General features: G+C 68.8%; 25 protein-coding genes. 17 read left to right on the forward strand and 8 right to left on the reverse strand.

Annotation, left to right across the window (positions count from 1 at the left end; all coding sequences use genetic code 11):
• Positions 1-6 precede the first annotated feature (6 nt).
• Positions 7-1,122 (forward strand): UDP-N-acetylmuramate dehydrogenase, encoded by a 1,116-nt coding sequence (locus ACIHIX_RS18480; RefSeq protein WP_399956836.1) that lies wholly within the window; start codon positions 7-9, stop codon positions 1,120-1,122.
• A gap of 188 nt (positions 1,123-1,310) precedes the next feature.
• The gene (locus ACIHIX_RS18485; protein ID WP_399956839.1) at positions 1,311-1,622 is read left to right on the forward strand and encodes a hypothetical protein; all 312 of its coding nucleotides are present in this window, start codon (positions 1,311-1,313) and stop codon (positions 1,620-1,622) included.
• A gap of 738 nt (positions 1,623-2,360) precedes the next feature.
• Here the strand turns inward: ACIHIX_RS18485 and ACIHIX_RS18490 are convergent.
• The 3 genes from ACIHIX_RS18490 to ACIHIX_RS18500 form a co-directional block, all read right to left on the reverse strand.
• Positions 2,361-3,026, reverse strand: coding sequence for a DUF6417 family protein (locus ACIHIX_RS18490; protein ID WP_399956842.1), 666 nt, complete (start codon positions 3,024-3,026; stop codon positions 2,361-2,363).
• A 211-nt stretch (positions 3,027-3,237) separates the two neighbouring features.
• Positions 3,238-3,777, reverse strand: coding sequence for an NUDIX domain-containing protein (locus ACIHIX_RS18495; RefSeq protein ID WP_399956845.1), 540 nt, complete (start codon positions 3,775-3,777; stop codon positions 3,238-3,240).
• A 255-nt stretch (positions 3,778-4,032) separates the two neighbouring features.
• Complete coding sequence (locus ACIHIX_RS18500) at positions 4,033-4,185, reverse strand: hypothetical protein (protein ID WP_399956847.1); 153 nt, start codon at positions 4,183-4,185, stop codon at positions 4,033-4,035.
• Between the two features lie 240 nt (positions 4,186-4,425).
• Here ACIHIX_RS18500 and ACIHIX_RS18505 point away from each other — a divergent pair, with 240 nt between their 5' ends.
• Positions 4,426-5,079 carry a hypothetical protein gene (locus ACIHIX_RS18505; protein WP_399956850.1) on the forward strand — a complete coding sequence of 218 codons (654 nt, stop codon included), beginning with the start codon at positions 4,426-4,428 and terminating at the stop codon, positions 5,077-5,079.
• 293 nt (positions 5,080-5,372) lie between these two features.
• On the opposite strand, the gene ACIHIX_RS18510 is transcribed toward ACIHIX_RS18505, so the two are convergent.
• A complete protein-coding gene (locus ACIHIX_RS18510; protein WP_399957323.1) occupies positions 5,373-6,185 on the reverse strand; it encodes a helix-turn-helix domain-containing protein in 813 nt (270 codons plus the stop codon).
• A gap of 312 nt (positions 6,186-6,497) precedes the next feature.
• Here ACIHIX_RS18510 and ACIHIX_RS18515 point away from each other — a divergent pair, with 312 nt between their 5' ends.
• From ACIHIX_RS18515 to ACIHIX_RS18530, 4 genes are all read left to right on the forward strand, one after another.
• Complete coding sequence (locus ACIHIX_RS18515; protein WP_399956853.1) at positions 6,498-7,226, forward strand: SDR family oxidoreductase; 729 nt, start codon at positions 6,498-6,500, stop codon at positions 7,224-7,226.
• A gap of 67 nt (positions 7,227-7,293) precedes the next feature.
• Complete coding sequence (locus tag ACIHIX_RS18520; protein ID WP_399956856.1) at positions 7,294-7,929, forward strand: hypothetical protein; 636 nt, start codon at positions 7,294-7,296, stop codon at positions 7,927-7,929.
• Positions 7,916-9,196: an MAB_1171c family putative transporter gene (locus ACIHIX_RS18525; RefSeq protein ID WP_399956859.1), complete on the forward strand. Its 1,281-nt coding sequence runs from the start codon at positions 7,916-7,918 to the stop codon at positions 9,194-9,196. The genes ACIHIX_RS18520 and ACIHIX_RS18525 overlap by 14 nt, the downstream gene beginning before the upstream one ends.
• Positions 9,197-9,201: 5 nt before the next feature.
• Positions 9,202-9,645, forward strand: a complete 444-nt coding sequence (locus ACIHIX_RS18530; protein WP_399956862.1) for an NUDIX domain-containing protein — start codon at positions 9,202-9,204, stop codon at positions 9,643-9,645.
• A 58-nt stretch (positions 9,646-9,703) separates the two neighbouring features.
• On the opposite strand, the gene ACIHIX_RS18535 is transcribed toward ACIHIX_RS18530, so the two are convergent.
• Positions 9,704-10,582, reverse strand: a complete 879-nt coding sequence (locus ACIHIX_RS18535; protein ID WP_399956865.1) for a helix-turn-helix transcriptional regulator — start codon at positions 10,580-10,582, stop codon at positions 9,704-9,706.
• 737 nt (positions 10,583-11,319) lie between these two features.
• Here ACIHIX_RS18535 and ACIHIX_RS18540 point away from each other — a divergent pair.
• From ACIHIX_RS18540 to ACIHIX_RS18585, 10 genes are all read left to right on the forward strand, one after another.
• Positions 11,320-12,240 (forward strand): helix-turn-helix domain-containing protein, encoded by a 921-nt coding sequence (locus ACIHIX_RS18540; RefSeq protein ID WP_399956869.1) that lies wholly within the window; start codon positions 11,320-11,322, stop codon positions 12,238-12,240.
• 5 nt (positions 12,241-12,245) lie between these two features.
• On the forward strand, positions 12,246-12,935 hold the full coding sequence (locus ACIHIX_RS18545) for a hypothetical protein (RefSeq protein ID WP_399956872.1): 690 nt from the start codon (positions 12,246-12,248) through the stop codon (positions 12,933-12,935).
• A gap of 146 nt (positions 12,936-13,081) precedes the next feature.
• Entirely contained in the window at positions 13,082-13,705 is a 624-nt protein-coding gene (locus ACIHIX_RS18550) for a WhiB family transcriptional regulator (protein WP_399956875.1), read from the forward strand.
• A complete protein-coding gene (locus ACIHIX_RS18555) occupies positions 13,702-15,438 on the forward strand; it encodes a hypothetical protein (protein ID WP_399956878.1) in 1,737 nt (578 codons plus the stop codon). The genes ACIHIX_RS18550 and ACIHIX_RS18555 overlap by 4 nt, the downstream gene beginning before the upstream one ends.
• Entirely contained in the window at positions 15,435-15,626 is a 192-nt protein-coding gene (locus ACIHIX_RS18560) for a hypothetical protein (protein WP_399956881.1), read from the forward strand. The genes ACIHIX_RS18555 and ACIHIX_RS18560 overlap by 4 nt, the downstream gene beginning before the upstream one ends.
• A 43-nt stretch (positions 15,627-15,669) precedes the next feature.
• Positions 15,670-15,957, forward strand: coding sequence for a hypothetical protein (locus tag ACIHIX_RS18565; protein WP_399956883.1), 288 nt, complete (start codon positions 15,670-15,672; stop codon positions 15,955-15,957).
• Positions 15,958-16,283: 326 nt separating this feature from the next.
• Positions 16,284-16,571, forward strand: a complete 288-nt coding sequence (locus tag ACIHIX_RS18570; RefSeq protein ID WP_126272042.1) for a plasmid mobilization relaxosome protein MobC — start codon at positions 16,284-16,286, stop codon at positions 16,569-16,571.
• Positions 16,568-18,283, forward strand: a complete 1,716-nt coding sequence (locus tag ACIHIX_RS18575) for a relaxase/mobilization nuclease domain-containing protein (RefSeq protein ID WP_399956886.1) — start codon at positions 16,568-16,570, stop codon at positions 18,281-18,283. Before ACIHIX_RS18570 ends, ACIHIX_RS18575 begins: the two co-directional genes overlap by 4 nt.
• Positions 18,284-18,365: 82 nt before the next feature.
• The gene (locus tag ACIHIX_RS18580; RefSeq protein ID WP_399956889.1) at positions 18,366-18,806 is read left to right on the forward strand and encodes a hypothetical protein; all 441 of its coding nucleotides are present in this window, start codon (positions 18,366-18,368) and stop codon (positions 18,804-18,806) included.
• Between the two features lie 96 nt (positions 18,807-18,902).
• Positions 18,903-19,202, forward strand: coding sequence for a hypothetical protein (locus ACIHIX_RS18585; protein ID WP_399956892.1), 300 nt, complete (start codon positions 18,903-18,905; stop codon positions 19,200-19,202).
• A gap of 65 nt (positions 19,203-19,267) precedes the next feature.
• Here ACIHIX_RS18585 and ACIHIX_RS18590 read toward each other — a convergent pair whose 3' ends face one another.
• The 3 genes from ACIHIX_RS18590 to ACIHIX_RS18600 are packed head-to-tail and all read right to left on the reverse strand — an operon-like array spanning position 19,268 to position 23,318.
• Positions 19,268-19,798, reverse strand: a complete 531-nt coding sequence (locus ACIHIX_RS18590) for a DUF6262 family protein (RefSeq protein WP_399956895.1) — start codon at positions 19,796-19,798, stop codon at positions 19,268-19,270.
• On the reverse strand, positions 19,795-22,236 hold the full coding sequence (locus tag ACIHIX_RS18595) for a tyrosine-type recombinase/integrase (protein WP_399956898.1): 2,442 nt from the start codon (positions 22,234-22,236) through the stop codon (positions 19,795-19,797). Before ACIHIX_RS18595 ends, ACIHIX_RS18590 begins: the two co-directional genes overlap by 4 nt.
• Positions 22,233-23,318, reverse strand: coding sequence for a tyrosine-type recombinase/integrase (locus ACIHIX_RS18600; protein WP_399956901.1), 1,086 nt, complete (start codon positions 23,316-23,318; stop codon positions 22,233-22,235). Before ACIHIX_RS18600 ends, ACIHIX_RS18595 begins: the two co-directional genes overlap by 4 nt.
• Between the last annotated feature and the right edge of the window lie 10 nt (positions 23,319-23,328).

Consider the following 23,328-nt stretch of genomic DNA (forward strand, 5'->3'; position numbering starts at 1 on the left):
GACCCCATGGGTGAGTTACTGGCCGATCACACCACGCTCCGCCTCGGGGGACCCGCCGACCGGTTCCTCACCCACCGGGATCCGGCCGCCTGGACCGACCTGACCAGGGTCATCCACCGCAGTCCAGCACCTCTCTACGTCCTCGGCGGCGGCAGCAACACCATCGCCGCCGACACCGGATTCCGCGGAACCGTGCTTCGCATGGCCACCCACGGCATCCGCGCGCGCATCCTCGACAGCGAACTCGTGGAACTCACCGTCCAGGCCGGGCACCCGCTGTGCGACCTCGTCGCCTTCGCCGTCGCCGAGGGACTGTCCGGGATCGAATACCTCGGCGGCATCCCCGGAACCTCGGGAGCGGCTCCGGTCCAGAACACCGGCGCCTACGGCCAGCAGATATCCGACGCCCTCACCCGCCTCACCGCCCACGACTGGCACCGCGGTCACTGCGTCGAACTACGCCCCGCTGACTGCGGCTTCGGCTATCGCACCAGCATCTTCAAGGACCGCCCCGGCCGGTGGCCGATCCTCACCATCACCGTGCTCCTCGCCCGCAGCAGCTCCGCCGCCCCCGTCTCCTACCCCCACCTCGCCGGCACCCTGGGCATCCCGATGGGGGTCCGGCCGCCGCTCGCCGAAGCTGCCCACGGCGTACTCGCCGACCGCAGCAACCGCGGTCTGTCCCTGCCCGCGATCGGACCAGACGCCCGCCAGGTGGGCTCGGTCTTCCTGAACCCTGCCATCACACACAACCAGGCCAGAGCCGTGCGGGCCGTCGGCGGCCCGGTCCACCGCTCTGAGAACAGCGGGCTGCGAGCCAGCGCGGGCTGGCTCCTGGAAAACGCCGGGTACAGCCCCGGCACCCAGGTCGCCCCCGGCGTGTACTGCTCCTCCCGTCGCACCCTGACACTCACCGCGCACCGCGGCGCCACCAGCACGTCCTTCGACGCTGCCCTGCGCACGCTGACGGCCTGTGTCTTCTCGGCACTAGCCATTCGACTCACGCCCGAACCTCGCCGACCGTCCAGCAACTCGACACTGCCCTCAGTCCGAACTGCAGGAGCCAACTTCCCAAACCAGCAGCGGATTTCGAGGCCGCCTGGGTACGTCGAGTCGTCATGAAGTAGTTCACTTGTGCGCTGAGCGGCGACCGCCCGTACTCGACCGGCATCCACACCACCCGCGACATCACCGGCGCGCGAACGCCCCAGCGCAGCACATCGTCGGCCGCAGGTGCCGGACACGTCAGGACCGGGGTCAGCCGGGGCTCTGTCCTCCGTCCGAATTCGACATGTGCTCACCGTGGCGGCGTGTTGATCGTCTACCGTCTGCGAATGCGGGTGTTGACGAACTGCTCCGCGATCCCCACAACGCGCCGACGCCACTACCTGGTTGGGGCGCTGCCCGTTGAAGTCGCAGAGGGAAAGCCGCAGATGATGACGTTGACCCGCGAAAGCGAGTTCACCGCGGTCCACAGCCAGCAGGTTCTGCCCTCCTGGCACGAATGCCACTATCGCCACGGACATGACTGGACGGTACGCACGGAGGTCGTGGCGAACGACAACCTCACCGACGACGAATCGGTAGCGGTGCATACCGCGCTGGCCGAGTGCGACACCTAGGTCGACGAGCAACTGGCCCACCGGTACCTGAATGAACTCGACGGCTCCCTGGCAGACAACTGCGGCCCCTGGCAGCTGGGCCAGTGGGTCTTCACTACCTGGACCGGTCGAGTGCCGCACCTCACAGCAGTGCACCGCCCGCCCAAGCGAATTGGCCGAGCGCGCGGCCCCGTCCCGAACAGGGAACGGTGCGAGGTCACTTACCGCCCGGAGGAAGACCCTCGCTACGGCCGCTACCCGCTGCGCAATGACGCTGTCCAGGTCACCGAGGTGAGCGAGTCCTGGGGAGAGCTGTGGATGGGGCCCGAGGAGGCCCGGACCGTGGAGACGGTCAAGAACGTCACGGTACGTGTCACCGACGGTCACCGACTGGGCCGCTCCCGACGAGCAGCTGTTGCGGGTGGAGTCGGTCACCTTCGAGTACCGGCACGCCACGTGGCCCTCGCCGGAGTGGTGGGCGATTTCCACCCGCGCAGAGACCGTGTACGCCGACGAGAGCGGCCAAGTCACCGAACCCCGTCGCGCGCAGTCGATGGCCACGCTTGGGCAGCGATGGCGTCCCCACCTGGGTGCGATCGCTGGAGCGGGACTACCGCCCTGCGCCGGACGAACTCCCGCCCCCGCCCTCCGGCTCGCGTTCGTGAGCGCGACTCAGTGTGCCGGGCGGCGCAGTGCCAGGGGCCTCGCGGACGCAAGCACGGCGCATGGCTTCGGCTCCCGCCGCCATGCTCTGGGTGATCACCCGCTGCCTGCACTGCCGGCCGATTGCCGGATGACAACGGGAATCGGGTTCCTCGTGTCCGGGGCGGGCCGGTAGGTGACGCCATAGTCGCGGGCAAAGCGGTTGGCTTCGGCCTCCGTGCTAGCCAAACGGTGCAGATGCAGCCCGTAGGCAACGGAGGTGATCTGCTCGTCTGTCAGGCACAGCCGCCACCGGTTGTCACCACGGGAGAACGACGCGGTGCGGAGCCGCTCGGCGAGTCCCTCGGCCGGTGGTGTGGCGAGTTGGCTGGCCAGGCCGACGAAGACCCGCGCGACCGCCATCTGAGCAGGCCGAAGCTCCACCAGCCGTTCCCTGGGGCCGGGTTCGGGTCCATCAGTTGCATCCTCAGGGCGGGCGTGGGCATAAGTGAGAACGTCACGGCCGTGGGAGGTCAGCCGCGCTGCCCAGCGCACGGGCCTCGACAGACGGGCCGACAGCTCCGCGCGGATCTGCATATCCGCCAACTCGACCAGTCCGTCTCGCACCAGTGCCTCCGCTCGCTGCTGGACCGCTACGGGCACCGCTTGATCCAGCGCCCACGCCTCACGCTCGGCCCGCTCTTGCTCCCACAGCACCTCCAGCGTGGTGATCCGCTTCTCGGAGGTCCTCATGCCGTCCCCCTGTTCGACCTCGATCGACACCGTGCAAGTCCATCGTCCATGACCAGGGCTCGTGTTGCGCTCTGTTCCCCTCGACGGCACTCCGGCGAGCGAGGAAAGCCCGGCTCGTAGGCCAAAGCACCTCCCTCTGCAGCGGTTCGGGCTGACCACGGATCTCCAACAACACGATCCCAGCCCCACAATTCGGTGACGGCCGGGCCGATCGTTCCCGAGCACCACCGACCGCCACTGATTACTCAGGACAGCGGCGGACCTGAGCCAGGAGGAGCGCGGTTACGCTGCCGGCCTCGGTGATGCGTCCGGACTGTACGGCGTCCACGGCGTCAGCCAGAGGGATCCACGCCACCGTCATCCCGATCTCGGTGGCGTCTCGGCGCAGCTGCCCAGGTCGCAGGTCGGTTGCGAGGAAGAGATACGTCCGGGCGCTCGTCGTGGCCGGCAGAGGATCGATCACTCCCAGCTGGTGCAGGGCGCCGGCGAAGACGCCAGTCTCCTCCTCCAGTTCCCGGCGGGCCGCTTGATGCGGCTCCTCGCCCGCAGTGCCGCCACCCGGCAGATGCGGGACCCTGCGGTGCTGAAGGTAGAAATCGTCTTCGACGATCGCGACTTGCCCGTGATCGTCGAGTGCGACCACACGGACCGCGTCGTCCACACTGACGTGCTCGTAAAAGCCAGTGCCGCCCTCGCCTGGCTGGACCACCTTGTCGCGGTAGAGCGTCAGGAACGGTCCCTCGTGGACTACCTCTCTCGAAAGCTGCACCCACCCGGCCATGACCACTCCTCGGTCGTCGCTCCGGTCCAAGTGGACCCGGGCGAAGGACGCTACCCGGCCGACAAGGTCACCCCGCCGAAGCCGGAGCGGGGGTGTGGAACTTCGCGGTGTTCCTGCTGCCCGCCGGGGCCTCGCATGATGCCCAGCCCTCGTTGGCTGGGCATCAATGCGCCCTGGTGGCAGGGATGTTGAGGCTGTCATGCTGGGGACGTCGGCCCCGGCTCGCCTGCATCCCCGTGACGATCCGGGGCCGCGTCAAGGCTTCCTGGTGTCCCGCAGGTACGTCTGGACAAGGGCCTCGGCCTGCTCGCACCGCTTCTTCAGTTCCGGGCAGAGCGGGCAGCTCTTGAGGTGCTCGACGTAAGCGGCGTAGCTGCCCTGCGCAGCGGGCTTGATCATGTCCAGCATCGGCGTCTCCCCGCGAAACGGCCATGGGCCGCACCTATTGACCCGGATTCAACAGCATATGCCGCGCGTACCCTGTTCGGGCCCGAACCGGCCAGGCGGAAGGAACGATTCCCCGGTGAGGACCCGTAGGCTCACCATGCCGGGCGAGCCAGGCCCCGCCGGTCGACAGCGGACAGCAGCCTGAACCACTCAAAGCGACTGCCGTTCGCCTGACTCGCCGACCTCTGCCAAAATCCGGCCATGATGTTGGGCGCTGACGGGATGCTGGACTTGCAGGCGCGGGCCGAGGGCCTGAGCGCCGATGCCCGCAGCAGGCGGTGGAAGCCGGGTCGATCCGACCGAAAGGCACTCGCGATCTTGAACCGAGCCAACGGCGCGGTGGTTCCCAGAGAAGCGATCACTGAGATGCTCGACGAAATGGGTGCTCGCGGCGTGAACCGGATGGATGCCCGGTTGATCACGCTGCTGGTCGACTCAGCAGCGGCGCAGGACCTACCGAGTGTCGCGGCGCTGCCCGAGACCCAGCAGGCTCTCAGCGCCGTCGCCGCCCTGGTACACGCAGTGGCCAGGCATCAGGATCCGGATACCCGCCGCGCCGCATGGGATCTGTATGTAGCACTGCACAACCTTGCCGAAAGCCAGACCTGGGGTGAAGTCGCCACATCCGATCAGGGCCAGATACTCGGCGACATTGACGACGCACTGGCCCAACTGAAGCGAACCGAAGCGGTGTTGACACGAAGCCACCCCGAGCTCGTCCAGCAAGTACGGCAGGCAGTCGCTTCCTGGCCGAGCGAACCGGCTACCCGACTCGTGGAATTCCTGTCGCTGCTGGACGCCCTTGGCGACATCGCAGGAGCATCCCTACCGCTACAGATGCCGCCCACTACATAGGCACGCCTCCGGCACGTCTCGAAGCTCCGCGGATCAACTTCACAGGGCAGCCTGAGGGCTCAGCGCCAGAAGGACATCCCTCCTCTTCCCCGCAACTGGCCGACCCTGAAGGGAGTTGACGCCCCCTTATAGAGGAAGCCGCCGAAGACGGGGCACTGATTACCCATCACCGCCACATCCCTTTAATGGTTTCTGTCGCGATCTGACGATTGGCCACCACCTTTACGGACAGGGAAACGAAACGCACCCCCGCCCCCTTAACCCGTGACCATGGATCCCCTCAAGCCGCCCGATCAGATTTCCGCCGGCATGATCGCCATCAGTCGGCATGACGGCAGCTCCAGGGGAGCGAAGGCAAGTAGGTGCATGGCGAATTCCGTGCCGCCCTGCCGGGGGAGGTAGAGGCGGCGCGGCCGGTGCGATGCCGGGTGCGTCATGCTGGGCAGGTTCGGGGAGTCCCACAGTCGGCGGGCAACCGCATCGCCCCGGATGGTGTCGATTACCTCCTGAAGGCGCTCGTCATGGCGGTACTGCTCGGCATGCACGCGGAGCTGGGCGATCATGGGTAGCGCCCATTCATCCTCCCAGTCGATGAGCTGGGTGCGGGCCTCAGGCCAGGTGAGAGCCCACTCCATGACGTTCAGGCCGTACATCATCCACGGGAAGTACTCCAGGGTCTTGGAGTTGTAGGCGAGCATGTCCCAGCGGAGGTCGCTCATATAAAGACCCCAGGTCGGGCTCTGCTCGACGAGGTTGCGGATTGCCGCAGGGAGCAGGTCAGCGAGGGGACTGACCGGGGCTTCGGCCGGGGCGCGCCCGTGGGTGACTCGGTAGACAACGTGCCATTCATCGGCAGTCAGGTCCAGGATCCGCCTGACCGCCTGCAGCAAGCCCTCGGAGTAGTTTGCCGACCGCCCGGACTCCAGGGCGTTGTACCAGCGGCGACTGACGCCGGCCAGTTGCGCCACCTCGGCCTGGGTGATCCCGGGGGTTGTCCTGTCCCCGAACACGGCCGTGAAGCCGGGTATGTCCGATGCATTACGACGCGCCCGAGCTTGGCGGAGTATGCGGGGGACGATCGAAGCCTGGCTCTCATCAGCATTCATAACGTTCACATAACGTCCGAGGGTGGGATTCAGATCACATTGACAGTCAACCTTCGACAGCCCACCCATTCTTTCGACTCTTTCAATCGTCACAGTTTTCAGGGGAGTTGACGAACGCCGACGCGTGCAGCGTTTCTATGCCGCACACCTGTCGCCGCGAAATGAGAACTGCCAGTTCTCATCAGCAGCATAAGCGAACGCTTTGAGTTCCTGTGACGCGCAGGTGGCCGTTCTAAGGTCACCGACAACATCACCGAAAGCGCATTCCTCACTGCAGCGGATTCGGTGCGCTTGCTCGTGTAAAGGATCTTCATGTCGCAGTCGCACTCTGCTTTGATCATCGGCGGAAACCGTGGAATCGGGCACGCCACCGTCCGGGCATTCGTCGAAAGGGGCGACACGGTCGCCTTCACCCACCACAGTCACGCGGCCGATCCCGAACTCGCCTACCTCGGCGCCCTGCCCGTGTTCTGCGACATCACCGACTCCGACCAGGTCGAGAGCGCCTTCGAAGAGGTCGAGGCCGACCAGGGCCCGGTCGAGGTGCTCGTGGCCAACGCCGGCATCACCCGGGACCAACTGCTACTGCGCATGTCGGAGGCGGACTTCACCACGGTCCTGGAGACCAAGCTCATCGCCTCCTACCGACTGGCCAAGCGGGCCGCCCAGAGCATGGTGAAGGCCAAGCAGGGTGGCCGCATCATCCTCGTCTCCTCCGCCGCCGCGCTCACGGGTGAAGCCGGGCAGACCGACTACGCGCCGTCCACGGCGGCCCTGATCGGCTTCGGCCGCTCGCTGGCCCAGGAGGTCGGCTCGCACGGGATCACCGTCAACATCGTGACCCCCGGCCTGACCGACACCGCCATCGCCGCAGCCCTGCCCGAGACCCATGCCAACGAGACCATCGGAGACGTTCCGCTGGGCCGCATCGGAAGCCCGGAGGAGATCGCCGCGACCATCGCCTTCCTGGCCAGCGAGGAAGCCGCCCACATCACCGGTGCCGTGGTACCGGTCGACGGCACCATCTCCATCGGGCACTGACATTCCCCGGCTACCGGTCAGCGACCTACGTCGCCGTGGACAGCACGACAGAGAGCAGGAAGACGTGATGCGGAGGTTGCTGTTCCGTGGCCGGGCCCGAAACCCGGCCACGGAAGACAGCTCGGGCAGCCGGGCGATCAGTCGGCGCGCGATCCGCCAGGAGTGCCGGCATCTGCTGGCTCAGATGCCGATTCCCCGGCCCTTCGCCCTTGAGGGGTTGATCGCCGGGATCGAGGCGGAACGGGGGCGGCGGATCAAACTGGTCGCGATCCCCGATCATCTGCTGGCCAATACGGATGTGTGCGGGTTGTGGCTGCGGCTGGACGACGTGGCGGTCGACCTGATCCTGCATGTGGCGGGCACGACATCCTTCCACCGTCAGCAGATCATCCTGCACGAGCTGGCGCACCTGTGGTGCGACGACGTGACCGAGGCCAATCCCGACGAACTGGTCCGGCTCCTGCCCGATTTCCCGCCCGAACTCCTGCATCGGCTGATGGCGAAGGGCCGGGTCATGGCCCGCCACCGCTATGACTCCCGGCCGGAGATACGCGCCGAAATGCTGGCCGACCTGCTGCATCACTCGGCCTACTCCACCGACTACATCGAGGACTCCACGCTCCGGCACCTCGACGAAGACCTGTCCCACCTGCGATTCGTTCCCCGCACCCGCACTCCCCGGAAGAGCCGTGTCCCTCTCTGATGCGTTCGTCTCCCTGATCATCGTCCTGCTGTTGCTCCAGGCGGCCGTCCGCCTGCCGACCGCCCTGCGAGGCCAGCGCCGCGAGCGCTCGCTGTGGGGCGCGTTCGCCGCCTTCGCCGTCGCCTGGTGGCTGCGTACTTACACCGGCCGCGCGGTGATCGACCCGCTGGGCATCACCGACCTGCCCACTCTCCTCAAGCACGTACTGGCGATCGCCGGGATCTGCGTCCTGCTGACCTACGTCACGGACATCTACCGCGACGAGGACGCAGGAGCCCGCCACATCAAGATCACTTCCTCCGTGCACCGTGTCGCCGTCCGCGCCTCGCTGGCCACCGTCCTGTGCCTGGTCGCCGTGTTCTTCCTCGCTCTGGACCGGTCGAAGACCGCGGCCGACAGCCCGTACTTCATGGGTCGGCACGTCGGCGAGCCCGGGCTTGCCGTCTACCTGGGGCTGTTCAACACCTACGTCGCCTCGTCCGCCGCGGTGTGCGCGTACCAGTGGGGCCGCGCCGCCCGGATCGCCCGACGCTGGAGCCTGCGCACCGGGCTGGCGATGATGGCCACCGGAATGGCCGTGATCGTCGCGTACGCCGTCGTGCGCACCGTCTACCTGGCCGCGACCACCCTCCACCCAGCCCCCGCTGCGGTTGGCAGCGCCCAGGAACGCGTCACCGACACCCTGCTGTACGTGGGATTCGCTCTCTGGCTGCTCGGCTCCCTCACGCCCGCCACCCGCGCCCTCGTCGCCCAGGCCCGCGCGATCAAGGCAGTGATCGGTCTGCACCGGCTGTGGCGCGACTTGGTCCTGACCATCGACGGGAGCGCCTTGCACGCGCCCAGCATGCTCCTGGGCGGCCACCGCATCGTCTCCCTGCTCAATACCGTGCGCGACGTCCTCTCCCACGACACGACCCCGCAGATCCGGCTCGGCCGGTACGTCACCGAAATCCGAGACGTCACCCACGAACTGCGCCGCAGGGCACCGGCCGATCTCTTCGAACGTGCCCGCCGACTCGCGGAAGCCGAAAGCCACATCGGCCTGGACGCCGACGCCGTTGCCGAGGCGTACTGGCTCAAGGCCGCCATGGCCCTCGCGGGCGCCCCGGGCCGGGCTCCCGTCGCCTACTCCACGGCTGGCGACGACTTCGCCTCGGAAGTGCCTTGGCTCCTGCGGGTCGCCCGCGCGTACCGCCAAGCCAGCCCGCACACCGGCGCGATCATGGACGCACTGACACCCGCTCCCGTCCCCCACCTCGCAAAGTGATGGCAATGACCGTTACCGCATCGGCCGCCGCCCTGTTCTTCAACGTCGAAGGCGAAGCTCTCATCGTCAACCCGACCTACAAGGACTACTGGAACCTGCCCGGCGGAGCCGTAGACACCGACCAGGACGAAACCCCGCACGACGCGGCCGTGCGGGAAGTCCAGGAGGAACTGGGCATCACCCCGCCGATCGGCGACCTGCTCGTGCACGCCTGGGTCACCGTTCCCGGCCGAGGCGCCCAAGTCCTGTACGTCTACGACGGCGGCATCCTCAGTCCCGAGGACCAGGACGCGATCACCGTGCAGGAGTCCGAGCTGAGTGAGTACCGCTTCATCCGGCCGGACAGCATGGAGGACGGCCTGATCCCTCCGCATCTGACCGAGGTCTGGCAGGCCGCCCTGACCGCGCGGGCCGAGCAGCGGCTGGCCGTACGCACGGTCCGCCTGTAGAACCGAACAGCCCGGTCCGAGGCAGTGGCCTCGGACCCGGCTCGTCAGATATGTGCCATCACGGCCGGGCCGTAGCCCCTCCCCCGCTCTGGGTTTCCGCTCGAACCTTGTCGACCTCGTCGAAGACGAACTGCAGGAGTTCCGCCGACAGTCCCTGCCGCTCACCGCCGCGGGCCGCCAGCGCGGCGATCTCATTCTTGAGCAGCAAGGTCTCAGCAATGACCCGCTGCACATCGGCGTCCTGCGACCAGATCAGCGGTGTCGTGTCCAGCGCCTGTGCCAGCGCATCCAGCGCGTCCGCTTCCGCGCTGCGCACCGCGCCGGTCCGCAGATCACGCACCAAGCCAGGGGTGAGCACCTCAGTGCCCGTACGTCCGTTGCCGAGATCGGCGAGTTCGGCGTCCGAGAGCGGGGCCGGCAACTGCTCCAGAAGGTATGTGATCTTCTCCGCCAGCGTCTCCGGCAGCCCTTCGCCATCCCGCGGCGAAGGCGGTTCCGTCTCGTCAGGCTCAGGCACGTCGATGCCGAAGGACCGCTCCTGCGCGCGCAGCAGCGCCTCGACACTCACCCCGTACTTTGCCGCGAGTGCCTCGACGTACCGCTCTTCCAGGCGATGCTTCGCGTTCTCCGCAGCGGCGACCGGTCCGGGGGTTTTCGTCCCGGTCAGCTCCTTGGTAGCCGCCTGGGTGTATCCGGCGTCAGCTCGCAGGTCGGCCAGGTCAGGACGCCCGTCGCGGGGAAACAGTTCGTCGAGATCGCGGTCGACTGCCTTAGCCAGGCCGGGCAGCTTCTCCGGGTCGGGAACGGAGTGCCCCTTCTCCCAGGCACTCACCCGGGCACCGCTGACGCCCACAAGCACCCCCACTTCGGCTTGCTTGCGACCACACTCCCTGCGGGCAAGCAGCAGCGCCTGGGGGTCGAACCGGCGAACCGGCATCCAGCACGTCCTTTCCTGGTCCAATACGGCGCTCGTCAGCAGGCCAGCCACTTGATCGATGAGCCAAACGAGTATATTTTCGTTTCATCGATCGGAGCAGCTAGTCAGCTTACCTCGATTGCAGCCGCCGTGCCCACGAGAGACGAAACACCTCTGTAGCACGCCCAAGCCTTGGAGCCACTGCGTGTCCTCCCTCAGCCATCCCTTGCGCCAGTCACAGCGGGCACTTGAGCCGTCCGCCACGTGCACCCAGCAGGCGCAGATGACGCTGCCCTCCGATGCGACTTGTAGAGAGTCCTTTAGCAAGGTCTGGATGTTGCCGCAGGTCCTGCATATGTTCGTCGTCCCTCGCCGGGTACCCCACCCGGCGGCAGACGACGCCAGGAGCCACATGCGGAACGCACGATCCAGCCGGGTGCGATAGCCCCGAACAGAGCGACGGCGCCCAGGGAGCGGTAACTCCCGGACGCCGAACGCCAGATGGCACTCCTGCCCCGGCAAGGGCGGAGATTCACCCACTTCACCGCACCGGCCCTTTCCACGGGGGCACACCGGTGCGGGTTTCACCACGAAGGAGAGTCGCACATGCCGCCTGCCCTGCGCAAAAGGCCGGTCCCCCCGGCCAGCGCGGCAGCCACGCGCACCCATCCGCCGCACCGCTCGTCGACCCAGCTGCTGGCAACCACCGTCGCGCCGCAGCCCTCGGCTGACACGCGCCGCCAGACGGCGGTGTCCCGATGAGCGGGCAGGCGCGGAAGTGGGTGTGGGAGCACAGCGCCAGCCGTGGCACGGCCCGCCTGGTCCTGCTGTCGATCGCCGACCGGATCCCCGACGCGCAGTGCGTCGCCTATGCGTCCGTAGCCGAGCTGATGGAGCGGACGAACGCCAGCCGCAACGCTGTGCGCAGCTCGTTGGCCTTGTTGGAGGACGCCGGCGAGCTGGAGATCCTCGACGGCTACGAGGGCCCGCAGCACAGCACAGTCTACCGCATGCCGCGCCCCGCCGCCTGGCTCGCGAAGGTCGCGGCAGCCCAGAAGGCCGACCCCGAGCTGCATGTCGAGGACATCGAGATCCTGACGGACTCCGACCCCGCCCCGGCCCTGGAGGACCTCGACGAGGAGCGGCTGCGCAAGCACCGCATCCGGCCCAAGGCAGGGTCAGAATCGGGCCCCCGTCGTCAGAATCTGACCGGGTCAAAATCTGCACCCCCTCGTCAGAATCTGACCCCTCCCCGGGTCAGAAACCGACCCCTCTCCGGGTCAGAAACTGACCCCCAGAACTGTAGTGAACCGAAGGTGAACCGTAGGTACAGCAGCAGTGCTGCCGGCGTCACCTCCGCCATGGACTGGCCGGTCGACGACGCGAGCCTGTCCTGGGCCCAGCAGCAGGGACACCTCGCCCGCCTCGGCGAGCAGGGCCTGCAAGCCGCCGACGCGAAGTGGCGCCACTACCGCGCCGCCTGGAGTCCTCGCCCCGCCGCGGACTGGGCTGCCGACTGGCAGTCCTGGATCGCCCGCGAGCACACCCCCACGCCTCAGCGCCCGAACCTCTACGCACTGCCCGGCGGCAACCCCACGCCGCAGGCCGGCATGACCAAAGCCGACCTGCACATGGCCGCCCTGCTGGCCGCCGTCGACGAACCGACTGGAACGGAGTAACTACCTTGGACCGCCGCGAAGTTGCTGCCGTGCTCACCTACGTCGGCCGCCTGGACCCGCGCACCATCCGCACCGACGCGGGCGAGGCCCGCGACCAGCTCGCCATGTGGCACGAGCTGCTCGACGACGTGCCCATGACCACAGGTCAGGGCTGGGACGTACGCGAGACCGTCCGCAAGCGCATCGTCAGCTCGCCGTATCCGATCCTGCCGGCCGACGTGGCCCGTGAATGGCACGCGCACCGCCGCGAGCGTCTGGCCCGGCACACCGACCCGACCCCGAGGGCCGACCCGGACAACCCGCAAGCCTGGCGGGCCGAGCTGCTCGCGGCGCGCGACGCCGTGGCGGCCGGGCACGCCGCGCCCTCGGCGCACCGCGGGATCACCGCCGGGCGCCACCGGCCGGGTCTGAAGGACCAACTCGCCGCAGTCGGCTCGTATATCCCGGCCGCTGTCCGTGCCGAGCTGGCCCCCTACCGCCCGGCCCGCGCCTCCCGCGAGGCCGCCGTCGCTGCCGGCGGCCCCGACGTCCTCGCTGTGCCGTGCGAGTGGTGTCACGCCGAGAAGGGTGAGCCCTGCCGCCGTCGGCGCATCAGCCTCGACGGCACCGCCCGGGGCAACGCCCCTCGGGCCACCGCTCACCCCGGCCGCATCGACCGCGCCCTGGCGGCGCAGGCCCAGGCGCCCGCCGCCTGACCGCGGCCCACTTCTCCACAGAAACGTTCCACCCTGCGTACGGTCCGCCGCCGTACCCCGAGCCCGCCTCGCAGCGCCCCGCCGCACCCCGGCCGCCACCGGTGCCGAGCGGCCCCTGCCGACCGAGGCGACTTCCGGAGACTGCCTTGCGCCACATCACCACCAACGACACCCCGGCACCGACCATCCGGGGCATCGCCGACCACAGCTGGCAGGCCCGCGCCCTGTGCCACAACATGCCGCCCGAGGACATCGACGAGCTGTTCTTCCCCGCGGCCCGCGACCGCGCGGCCATCGACGAGGCCAAGTCGATCTGCGGGCGGTGCCCGGTGAAGAAGGCGTGCTTCGACTACGCCCTCGACAACGAGATCCGCCACGGCATGTGGGGCGGGCTCACCGAGGACGAGCGCCGCCCCTGGCACGCCAAGGTCAACAAGCGCCTGGACTACAGCCGGGTGAAGGCGGCCTTCGAGGGGCGCGACGTCCACCTCAGCGACGCCGAGCGGGAGGCCGTCACCCGCCACGCCTACGTCCGCGGCTGGAGCCCCGAGCGCCTCGCGTACGCGCTGCGCCTCGACCTCGACTGGGCGCGCGACCTGATGCGCAACGCCGCCCACGCCGTCGCCGACCGCGACCGCTACTGGGACCAGGCCGACGAGACCGAGCCGACCGATGAGACCACGGAGGACGACGACGTCACCTCGCCGGTGCAGGTGCCTCGCCAGGTGCAGACCGACTCCCTGATCGCCGCCCTCCGAAAGGCCGCATGACAAACGCCATCGCCATATCCCTGCCCTACGGCATCGAGCCCGTCTACGTGGTCGCGGCCGTCGGGCTGCTCGCCCTCGCGCTTGCCGGCTGGTCGATCCGGCGTAACCAGAACCGGGCTGACGGCAAGCGCGTCGGCACCCCCGCGGTCTGGGTCTCGGCCCTCGCCGCCCTCAACTGCACCATCTACTCCGGCGACACCAGCTGGCGGTTCGCCGCCGACTACCTCGACATGGCCGGCACCGTCGAGCGGGCCATGATGTTCAGCGCGGGTGAGGCGGCGCTGTTCGCGACCGCGCTGATGGCCCGGCAGAACCTGAAGACTCAGGGAGCGCCCGGCCTGCCCGGCGCCCTGGTGTGGGTGATCACCGGGGTGCAGATCATCCCGGCGTACGCCGAGTCGGGCACGGTGGGCGGCACCGTGCGGGCCTTCGTCGGCCCGGTCATGGCAGCCGTGCTCTGGCACCTGGCCATGGGCATCGAGCTGCGGCTGCACAAGCCGGACGCCACCTCGCAGGGGCTCCTGGCCACGCTCGGACGCGAAGCACGAGAACGGCTCCTGTCCCGCCTGGGCATCGCCACCCGCAACCGCGACGCCGCACAGATCACCAAGGACCGCGCGACTCAGCGGGCAGTGGCCCTGGCCTCCCAACTGGCATCGATGTCGGCAGCGGATCGCGAGAAGGACACCAGGATCACCCGTCGGCTCCAGTCGGCCCTCAGCCGAGCCGGGGTCGGCAACGATCCTCAGCAGCGTCAGGCTCTCCTGGAGCAGCTGGCCGCCCGCCGGCACGCGGTAGCCCTCGCCACCGTCGAGCTGCCGTCGCCCTGGGTGCAGGACATACACGGCCAGGACGCCGATCGAGAGGAGCGGGCCCCTCTCGGCCCGTCCCCGGTGACCCTGCCGCGGGACGAGAAGCAGGTCGGTCGGCGGCTGAGCGCGGTCCCCAACGACGGTCCCCAAACCGCCGGGGACGGGGACCCGGAATCGGGGACGGGGACGGGGACGGAGAGCGAGGGGGACCGTCCCCACACCGTCCCCAACACCAACGGGGACCACGAACACCCCGACACCGAAACGGGGACGGAGACCGAAGGGGACCGTCCCCACACCGTCCCCAACGCCGACGGGGACCGCGTCCACAAGCTCGGCTCAAGCCTGCTGAGCAAGGGCACAGCGGCGCCGATCGGGGACCGAGACGACGTGCCCGCCCGGGCCGAAGCGGCTGATGCCGACGGGGACGGTAGTGCCGCGGACGCCCACGAAGGTGCTGCTCAGGGCGGTACAGGACCGTCCCCGGCAGCCGTCCCCAATGGCGACGAGGGCCGGGAGCACCCGGACACCGAGACGGGGACGGAGACCGAAGGGGACCGTCCCCACACCGTCCCCAACACCAACGAGGACCACGAACACCCCGACACCGAAACGGGGACGGAAGCCGAAGGGGACCGTCCCCACACCGTCCCCGGACGCCGGAAGACGAAGGCACAGCGGAGTCGGCCGGGTGGCGGGAAGTCCAAGCGCCCTCGGCGGAACCAGATGAGCGTCGAGGAGCGGGTCAAGATCGTCCGTCCTCACGTCCCCGAAAAGCTGGAGCGGGACGGCAACGCCTCCATCACCCGTCCCCAACTGCGCGAGATCTATCGCGACCTAGGGCTGCCGGGCGGCCGGAACGAGAGCCTGACGCCCGTCCTGGAGCGGCTGCGCGCCGAGGCAAGGAGTACGACTCGATGAAAACCTGCCGCAGGTTCGCCACCATCAAGGCCGATTTCGAGCGGGACGTCATCTTCCTGCGCGGCCACGCCGAGCGCCACCAGGGATCCGCGCCGGCGAAGACCAGCGCGAAGAACGCCGTCTCGGTGAAGCGCAACATGGCGCGGGCCCTCAACACGCACCTCGACCGCTGTCGCGAGTGCGGCTGACACCTGCAAAGCAGCAGGTCACGCCCCTGAATCCACATTATCCATGGTGGCCCGGCTCCGGTCGGGCCACCGCTCCTGCCACGAAGGGATCGCCATTCCTACCCGCCACCCGCGTACGCACATCCCGTCGACCGCCGAGGCCGGTGCCTGGGCGGACGTGCTCGTGCGTCACCAGCTGCTGCACGCCGCCGTACTGGCCCCCACCGGCCAGTGGCTCGTCCAGCACCACCGCGACGCGCCCGTCCGCGTCCTGGCCGACGCGACCGCCATGGTCGACCTGGCCGCCGAGATCCAGCACCGCATCCGCACCACGAGGAACCACGCCCGGTGACGAACCCGACAACAAACCCGGCTCCCACGCCCGATGAGCCGGAAGCCAACTCGACCTCAGCGCAAGCAAGATGGAGGTTCGGACACTCCCCCGCGGGGGGAGTGTCCGAACCAGTCCCCGCCCCAAGGGTGGCGGGGCCCGGCCAGCGCCAGGGGGCGCCGGACGGGAAAGCTGCGACCGAGGGCGGATCGCAGCCAAGGCCCACCCGTTCGGGGCGGGCCAAGGGGAAGTCGCGCCCGCGCGACAAGAAGCAGCGCCGCGCCCACAGCGTCCGCCTCAACGAAACCGAGCACGCTCTCATCCAAGGGGGTGCAGACGCCGTCGGCATGAGCACGGCGGGCTTCCTCGCGTACTCCGGCCTGGCCATGTCCCGCGATCAGTCGCGCACCGCCGTGGCCATCGCCACCGAACGCGATGTGCTCACTGAGCTGTTCGCCGCACGCCGGCAGCTCGGCTGGGCCGGCAGCAACCTCAACCAGGTCGCCAAGGCCCTCAACACCGGTGGCGAGGTTCCACACCTGGCGGCAGTCATCGCCGACATTCAGCGCGCGGCCAAGTCGGTCCAGGCTGCCGCGGACAGGGTGGCCAACCGCCAAGCAGGCGAGGCCGCTTGATCCCCCAGGTCCACAAGCAGGGCAGCGAGACCCTCTTTCTGCTCAACTACCTCTACGGCAAGGGCACTCGCGAGGAGCACATCGACCCCCACCTCGTCGCCTCGTTCGACGGCATGGCCCCCGACCCCGGCCGTGACCCGGGCGCGACGAAGCGGGACCTCCAGCAACTCCTCGACCAGCCCTTGCAGCTCCTCGACCCCGAGCAATGCCCCGAGAAGCACGTGTGGCATCTGTCCGTACGAAACGCCGCCGAGGACCGCATCCTGTCCGACGAGGAGTGGGGGCAGATCGCGCGCCGCATGGTGGCCGCAACCGGTATCGATCCGGGCGACGGTGCGGGCTGCCGCTGGGCGGCCGTTCGCCACGCCGATGACCACATCCACATCATCGCCACGCTCGTACGCGAGGACGGCCGCCGTCCCAACCACCACCGCTCCGGCAAACGCGCCCAGGCCGAGGCCCGTCTCCTTGAGGTCGAATACGGCCTGCAGCGAGTCAATCCTGGGGACGGCACCGCTGCGAAGAGGCCCACCAGTGCCGAGCGCCACAAGGCCGAACGCCAAGGCCGGGAGCGGACTGCTCGTGAGGAGCTGCGCGAGACGGTGCGCCGCGCCGTCGCCGGGGTGCGGAGCGAAGGGGAGTTCTTCGACCGCCTGACCGCTGCCGGCGTCCTGGTCGAGACGCGCGTCGCGCCCTCCGGTGACCTCCTCGGCTACAAGGTCGCGCTCACCGACGACCTCAACAAGGACGGCGAGCCCGTGTTCTATCCCGGCTCGAAACTCGCCCCCGACCTCTCCCTGCCCCGTATCCGTGAGCGGTGGTCCGGCGATGCCGCCGGCCGCGATCCCGACCCGGATCGTTCGGCTGACTCGCCGCGCGTCACTCCCTCGACCGCTCGCCGCCAGGCGACGTCGGCGTCCTGGCAGGCCGTACTCATCATCGACCAAGGCGACGACGGACAGATTTCCGCGGTGATCGCCGCGTACGGTGAGGTGCTCGACGCGCTCGCCAAGACCTCGGCCGCACACACCCGTCGTGAACTTCGAGAAGCGGCCTGGGCGTTCGAGCGGGCCTCCCGCTCCCACATCCGGGCCGAGCGCGGCCACGACCGGGCCCTGCGACAGGCTGCCCGAGACCTCGTCCACGGCGGGCCCGCGCTTGGCCGCGGGGAGGCCGGCGCCACCACCGCCATGTTGATCGACATGGCCATCTTCTTCGTCCTCGCCGCCGCCCACTGGCACGGGAAGAAGGAGCACGCCCAGCAGGCCGCTGCCGCCCGCCAGGCCGCCGAGCATCTGCGCGCCGCCTACCAGACCGCCGCACCGATGTACCTGGGGCCCATGCACCAGCGTGGCCGGAACCTGTCCCAGCCCCTGCGGCGCAAGCAGACCGCCTACCTTCGCCAGGCGGTGCCGGAGCTGGCCGAGCAGGTCCTCGCCGAGCCGGGCTGGTACGCCCTGGCCGCCACCCTCGCCGACGTCGAGCGCGCCGGGCACGACCCGGCCGCGCTCCTGGCCGAGGCCGCCGAGCGACGGGAGCTGGACACCGCGGAGTCGATCAGCGACGTCCTCGTGTGGCGGCTGCGGCGCATGGCCGACCTGCCCGCAGACCCGTCCGGCGCGCCCGAGCACACCACCACTGCGCCCACCGCCACCCGCGGTCCCGCGAAGCGTCCGGCGAACCGAAAGGAGCGCTCCGCCAAGTCCCGCTGAATTCAACATTCTTAGAGTTGCAGCAGGTCAGGGACGTGCGGCACTCTCCTCGTGCAGGCGAGACGACAGAGATGGAGACGGCATGTTCCGAGGTAACCGTGCGGACCGAGAATTCCGTGAAGCCCAGCGCGCCGGCCAAGCGCTGCTGGCCATGCACACCGAGTGGCCGGAGGCTCCCGTCCCGGTCTCTGCGCCGCCCCCTGCCGCGCCGACCGACACCACCGTGGTCCCCGACTTCCTGCCGCCGGAATTCCGGGCGCCGTGCCGCCAGGACGTGTCGGGCTTCATGATGCGCTGGGACCTGCCGCTCGTCATCGACGGCGAAGTCCACGCGTGCCACTGCGGTGCGTACCGGAACTGGATCGTCTTCAACATGCGCGACGACTCGGTGTGGCTGCGCTGCGAGGCCGGCCACGAGACGCAGGAGACCCGGCTGGACACCGCCTGGTACAACCGCAACTCCGGTCCGGTCGACCACTTCCACCCCACCCTCGAAGACGGCCTGCGCCACCTCGGCCACTGAAAACGCGAAACCCCTTCCCTCACCCCTGCGTTCGTCGGCACCCGGAGGGCCGACCCGGTCAGACCTTCCGTCTCGCATCACCAAAGGGGTTTCCGTATGCGCCGTTCCACCACGGCCCTCCTCGGCCTCAGTGCCGTCTGCACCGTTCTCGCCCTGACCGGCTGCGCCAGCCATGCCGAGTCCGCCGACTCCTCCGCCCCCGGGCACCGGGACAGCAGCACGCCCTCGGCGTCCGTGCCGCTGTCGTCGACACAGCTGAACCAGCGGCTGCTGAACGAGAGCGACCTGGGCGAGGGCTACACCCGCAAGCCCGAGACCCCTCGCCACAACGACGACATGACCGTGATCGGATGTTCTGTGGGGGTTCTGCGGGTCTCGGCCGTGAGGACGTCGTAGTTTTCGCAGTTCAGATGGCTCTTGCTAGCAAGGTAGAGAGTGCAACACCTGTGGTGCAAGCGATGTCACTCGGACGAGCTGGCGTTGAGTCGGGCCATGTATTCGCGGTTGACCGAGCGGGCCGCTTCGAGGTCCTCCTCGCTCTCTTGGAGTCGTCGGTGGAGTTCGACGGCTTCTTGTTCCAGCTTGGTGATGCGGCGGGTCAGGGCCTCGACGTCCGGGGGTGCCCCAAGTCCGGCTTCGCGCCAGATCTCTTCGCCTAGTGCGGCGGAGAGGCGGCCACGTAGCTGCTGGTTCTCCTTGGCCAGGCGGGTGTTGCGGTCCTGCGCGTTCGCGAGGTCGGCAAGCAGTGAGGGTCGGCTGACGGTCTCGCCTGTGGTGGGCGGTGGTTCCGCGGCCTGGATGTGGATCATGTTGAGGAGGTCGCGGTGCCGATAGAGGAAGGTCCGATCGACGCCGGCCCGGCGGGCGATGGCGGAGACGCTGATCTCTTCCCTGTCCTTGGTGGCCGCGTCCAGAGCCTTGAGGACCCTGTCCCGGCGGCGGCTGGTGTCGGCCCGGCGGGCCTGGATGATCCCGTGCGTCTGCGTGCTCATGGTCGCTCCAGTCGGAGATCGGAGGTGGGCGGGCGAACCTGTGGCATGCCCAGGGGGACGGCCCGGCGCCCGCGGCGAACGAGTGCGATCGCTTCCTCCAGTTCGCTCCGCTCGGCTTCCGAGAGGTGGTCGAGGTGATCCTCGGCCCGGCTGATGAGGTTCTTGATCCGCTCGATCTCCTGCTCGGAGGGGATGGCCTTCTCTCTGGCCCATTCGTCAAGGCCGGTGGCGGACAGCACGCGTTCCTTGGTGCGTCGGAGGTCGTCGAGGTATGCCTTCAGCTCGGGCAGGTAGGAGGGGTCGGTGCGGAAGTGGTCGCAGCCGCCGCACTGCCAGCGGAACGGGCAAGCTCCGCCGCCTGCCTGGACGTTGCTGGGCTCGGTGCAGCCGCCGAAGGGGACGGCGACCTTGCCGATCGCGTGGCGGGCGTAGCGGGCCCGTTGCCCGTCGATCAAGGTCTCGACTTCTCGCCAGACCGGGGCTCCGTGACGGTCCAGCTGGTGACGGGCCACCTGGTCGACGGCGGCTCTGCGCCGGGCTTCGCCGACTCGGTAGTAGGTCTGTGTGACTCGGAGAGAGTCGTGGTCCATGAGCTCGCTCAGGACGTCGATGGGGACGCCGGCGTCCGCGTGCCGTTGGGCATAGGTATGGCGGTGCGAGTAGGGGATGACGTCCTGCTTGGGGAATTCACGGCCGTTGGACATGATCAGCGGGGGCAGGATGTCGACCCAGTCGCGGTGCTTGGTCGTGAGGGTCTCGTTGCTGAGGCCGTGCAGGCCGAAGTGGTTGCGCAGCGTACGGGCCAGCAGCTTCAGCTGCTGGGCGGCGGTGTTCGGGAAGCGCTCGCGGGCGGCCTGCTGCTGTTCCTGGATGATTTTGGCGGTTGCCGCGGTGATGGGCAGCTCGCGACCCAGCCGCTGTTCCTTGATGTTGTCGTAGATCAGCACCCACCCGCCTTCCTTGTCCTGGCGGAGGCAGTCCCAGGCCAGCTGGCAGATCTCGTCGGGACGGCGGCCGGTGTCGATGAGGAGCTCAATGGCGACGCGGAAGTCGCGCGACGCCATCGAGCCCAGGAGCGGGAGGGCGTCGCAGAGAATGCGCACGACTTCCAGGGGCAGGGCTCGGCCGGGTTCGTCGCCGCGCTCGGCTTCGCGGGGGATGTCTTCTTCCCGCAGGGCGAAGTCGGGTGCCAGCCCTTCCAGGGGTTCTCCGGCTCGGGTCAGCCCGAGGACCCGCATGCGGGTGAGCATGCGCCGGACATGGCGGCAGGTCTCTCGCCGCAGGCGGGCGGTGAGGTCGTTGCGGGATTCCAGGTAGGCGAGCCGGTTGGTGAACTGCACGATGTCGTCACGGCCGAGGGTGACGATGTCCAGGCCCTGCGCGGCATTCTGCAGGCGCAGGCTCTCGGAGAGCTTGGCCATGTAGGCGATGTGGCACTGGACGGTGGCGCCGACGCTGCCGCGACGGCGGGGCAGATCGTCGACGGCCCAGCGCTTGGCGGCCTGCCGAAGCCATGGCTGGGTGATCTGTCCGAAGCGGAGCCATCCCGAGTGGCCGAACACGTGCAGGTCCCAGGTGTCCTTGAGGAACTCACTGGCCGGCGAGGACATCGCCCGGCGGTGGACTCGTTGGAAGGATTCGAGCAGGCAGCGGGCCCGTTGTCCCCGCTCGGTGTTGAGATCGTCAACGGAGGCCGACTGCTGTCTCCGGAGCTCGTTGACCAGAGGTCTCAGCTCGTTGAGAGGGGTCTTGAGGCCCTGACGACAGCGTTCATAGACGCCGTGGACGATCTGGGCGCTGGCCAGCGGAGACAGGCCCCGCAAGGTGATGTTGTTGAGCACGGGGACCGGGGACTGCAGACGGCACCAGGTCTCTTCATCCAGGCTGGAGTCGGCTCGCAGGTCCTGGCGCCATCGGGCGCGATGGGCCTTGCAGAACCCGTGCTGCCTGCCGGCCCGGAAACGGTCGCAGGCAAGGACCTTGCATTGTCCGAACCCGGGCAGCGGAGCGACCGTGGGCCTGGCGAGGAACTCCTCGACGGACACCTTGTGGATGAACCGCTGCTGGTGCAGGTGAGCTTCGCAGAGCGGAACACGGCTGGACTTCCAAGGGCGCGGGCATCCGGCCGCGCAACGATCGACGCCGAAGCGGCGGTTCCTCTTGTGGGCGGCGAGGAAGGCGTCCTGGTCCTGTCCGCTCGCGGCCAACGAATGCTCGCAGGACTGACACAGGCTGGTGCGGGCTCGGGTCGGCGAGCCGCAGTCGGCCGTCTTGCAAGGAGTCCAGCCCAGCAGCGGATGGTCCATCGGCATCGCCAGCACCTGACGCTGAGCGTCCCAGCCGATCTCGGCAAGGAATTCGCTCGGAACCAACCGCCAGAGGAACGCTGCCGGGTCGTCCGCCTCCGCGGGCGCCGAGTGCAACGCGGCCAGGGTCATCGCGTGGCCCCCGTCGTGAGCCGCGGGCTGCCGACCCGCTCGACGGCATCGCGCAGCCGCTGCCGGCTGGGGTGGAGATACGGCTTCGCCGAAAAGGGCGAGCGGTGACCGAGCAGAGCCTGGATCACATCCAACTCACCACCGGCATCAGCCACGTTGCTGCCAAAACAGTGCCGCAACATATGCGGTTTGATCACACGGCTCAGCCCGGCCCGCTTCGACAGAGCGGTGGTCAGATCGTTGATCGCGTCCGGCCGCATCGGGGAACCGACCGGTTCCCGGAAGAGATTCACGAAGACGAAGTCGCTCAGATCATCGCCGATCAGGGCTCTGCGCTCGAAGACGTACTGGTCGTGGGCCTGGACGACAAGACGGTCGACGGGAACGATGTGGGAGTCCCGGGACTTCGACCAGGCGCCATTGATGTTCCGGCGACGCACGACGTGCAGGTGCGGGCCGGGGAAGTCGCAGCCCAGAGCGCCGGAATCGACGAGGAAGTGAAGGTCCTCGCGGTGCAGACCCACGGTCTGGCTTCGCCGCAGACCGGCCCGGGCCATGACGATGATCAGGAACAGATCGCGGGCCGAGGCGCAGGCCCGCAGCATGCCGACCGCCTCTTCGTCGGACGCGCGGTCCACGTTGGACTGCGGTTCCTTGACCCGGTGGCGGGCGCGCAGCCGGTAGTGCAATCCGCTGTCGGAGCCGGCGGCCTCGGGCGGCAGATCACGGGTGTCGGCGATCTCGTAGATCTGCGAGACCACGGAGGACGGAACGTCGCCGGCGCCTGCGGCGAACACAAGCAGGCCACGGACCGCGATCAGGATGCGGTTGATGCGGCGCGGTCCACGGACCGGTTTGGCACCCGGACCAGGCGAAACCCAGCCCGCCGTCGCGGAGGCGGGAGCGTGGCGCAGCCACAGCATGAACGCCCCCAGATGTCCCGCGGCCGAGCGCCAGTCCAGGCCCAGCAGGGCACACCAGCGAAGGAACAGGACGATGGACCTCGCGTACGCCTCCGTCGTCGACTCGGCTCGATCCTGACTGAACCGTACGTACCGCAGGAACCCGTCGGCAGCGGGCATCACCTGCATC

Source organism: Streptomyces sp. NPDC051913, assembly GCF_044593635.1.
Classification (GTDB): domain Bacteria; phylum Actinomycetota; class Actinomycetes; order Streptomycetales; family Streptomycetaceae; genus Streptomyces.